Origin of the sequence: Nocardiopsis sp. TNDT3 (assembly GCF_003427465.1) — a bacterium.
Lineage (GTDB): Bacteria > Actinomycetota > Actinomycetes > Streptosporangiales > Streptosporangiaceae > Nocardiopsis > Nocardiopsis dassonvillei.
In genome coordinates this window covers 1-2075 of sequence record NZ_QPFC01000868.1, presented here as the reverse complement: position 1 = coordinate 2075, position 2075 = coordinate 1, and the positions used below count along the sequence as shown (strand labels likewise).

General features: G+C 77.3%; 1 protein-coding gene. It reads left to right on the top strand.

Going from position 1 to position 2075, the window contains the following annotated elements; translation table 11 throughout:
* A partial coding sequence (locus tag DQW06_RS20780) for a tetratricopeptide repeat protein (protein ID WP_117199134.1) occupies window positions 1–2065 on the top strand: 2065 nt, incomplete at its 5' end.
* Window positions 2066–2075: the final 10 nt, after the last annotated feature.

Genomic DNA, 2075 nt, shown 5'->3' with positions numbered 1-2075 from the left:
CGGGGCGGGCAAGACCCAGCTGGCCGCCCACCACGCCCGCGCCCTCCTGGCGAAGGAGCGGGTCGACCTGGTGGTGTGGGTACCCGCGGCCGAGCGGTCCGCCATCACGCAGACCTACGCCGACGCCGCCCGCCGGGTCGTCTCCGGCCACGTGGACGAGGACCCCGAACGGGCGTCCCACCAGTTCCTCGCCTGGCTCCAGACCACCGACCGGCGCTGGCTGGTCGTGCTGGACAACCTCGACGTCCCCCGGCACGCGAGCGGCCTGTGGCCGCCCAACGCCACCCCCGCCGCCCACGCACCGGGGCCGCAGGGCCGCCTCGTGGTCACCACCCGCCGCACCGACACCGCACTGGCCGGTCGGGGCCGCACGTTCGTCGGCGTCGGCACCTACGCGCCGCCGGAATCCCTCGCCTACCTGGCCACCGCGCTCCGCGACCTGCCCCGGGTACCCGGCGGAGCGGAGCTGAGGGCCCTGGCCGACGAACTGGGCCACCTGCCGCTCGCCCTGTCCCACGCCGCCGCCTACGTCCGCGACCGCAGGGACGGCATGACCTGCGACTCCTACCGCGCCCTGCTCCGGGACCGGCGGCGCACCCTGGCGAGGGTGTTCCCGGAGGGGGAGAGCCTGCCCGACGACGGATCCCGGACGGTGGCCGCCACCTGGGCGGTCTCCGTCGAGCACGCCGACACCCTGGCCCCCGAAGGGCTGGCGCGGCCGATGATGCGGCTGGTCAGCGTGCTGGACCCCACCGGCATCCCCGCCGCGGTCCTGACCTCGGAGCCCGTTCTGGACCACCTCCACCGTGCACGCCCCGACGGCCCGCGGCCCACCGCCCAGGACGCCGACGACGCCCTGTCCGCGCTGGCCAGACTGCACCTGGTCACCCGCACGGGGTTCGGACACGACGCCGTGGTGGGCGCGCACCGCCTCGTGCAGCGCGCCACCCGGGACCACCCCGCGACCGCCGTCGACCGCGACACCGTGCACACGGCCGCCGAGGCGCTCCTGTCGGTCTGGCCCGTGCGCGTGCACGCCAGCCCCCTGGGACAGCGGCTGCGCGCCAACGCCGCCGCGCTGGACGAGCACGGCGGCGAGTGGCTGTGGGGGGACGGCGCGCACCGGGTGCTGTTCGCGCTCGGGAGCAGCTTCGGCCGTTCCGGCGCGCTCTCCCAGGCCACGGCCCGGTTCGAGTCCCTGGTGGAGGCCGCCGACCTCCGGCTGGGCCCCCGGCACCCGGACTCGCTGGCGGCCCGCCACGAACTCGTCCTGTGGCGCGGCATGGCGGGCGAGGCCACCGACGCCGCCCGGGGCTTCCGGGACCTGGCCGAGGACATGACGCGGGCCCTGGGCGCGGACCACCCCCAGACCCTGGTCACCCGGGTCCAGGCGGCGCGGTGGCGCGGACGGGCGGGTGACTCCCGAGGCGCGTGCGAGGCGCTGGAGGACCTTCTGCCGGGCCTGCTGCGCCGCCTGGGCCCCGACCACCCCGAGGCGCTCGCCGCGCGCGGCCACCTGGCCTCCCTGAAGGGTCGGGCGGGGGACGCCCGGGCCGCCTTCGAGACCTACCGGTCGCTGATCGGGGACCACCGGCGCGTGCTGGGCCCCGACCACCCGAGCACCATGGTCATCCGCGGCCAGACCGCCCGGTGGCGGGGGAGGGCGGGTGACGTCGACGGGGCCATCGCGGGCTTCGAGGCACTGCTCCCCGACCAGCTGCGCCTCCTGGGGCCCGGCCACCCCGACACCCTCAGCACCCGCGGCCAGATCGCCGCCTGGCGGGGCGTCCGAGGAGACCACGCGGGCGCGCTGGACGGGCTCGGCGAACTCCTGACGGACCAGGTCCGTTATCTGGGCGCCGACCACCCCCACGTCCTCACCACCCGCCACAGCCTGGCCCGTTTCCGCGGTGAGGCGGGCGATCCCGTGCGGGCGGCCGAGGCGATGGAGGCCCTTCTGCCCGACCAGCTGCGGATCCTGGGGCCCGACCACCCCAGGACCCGGGAGATCAGGGCCGACCTGGAGCTGTGGCACCGGAGGGCGCGGGCCGGCGGGGGAGGGTGACGCGGTGGCC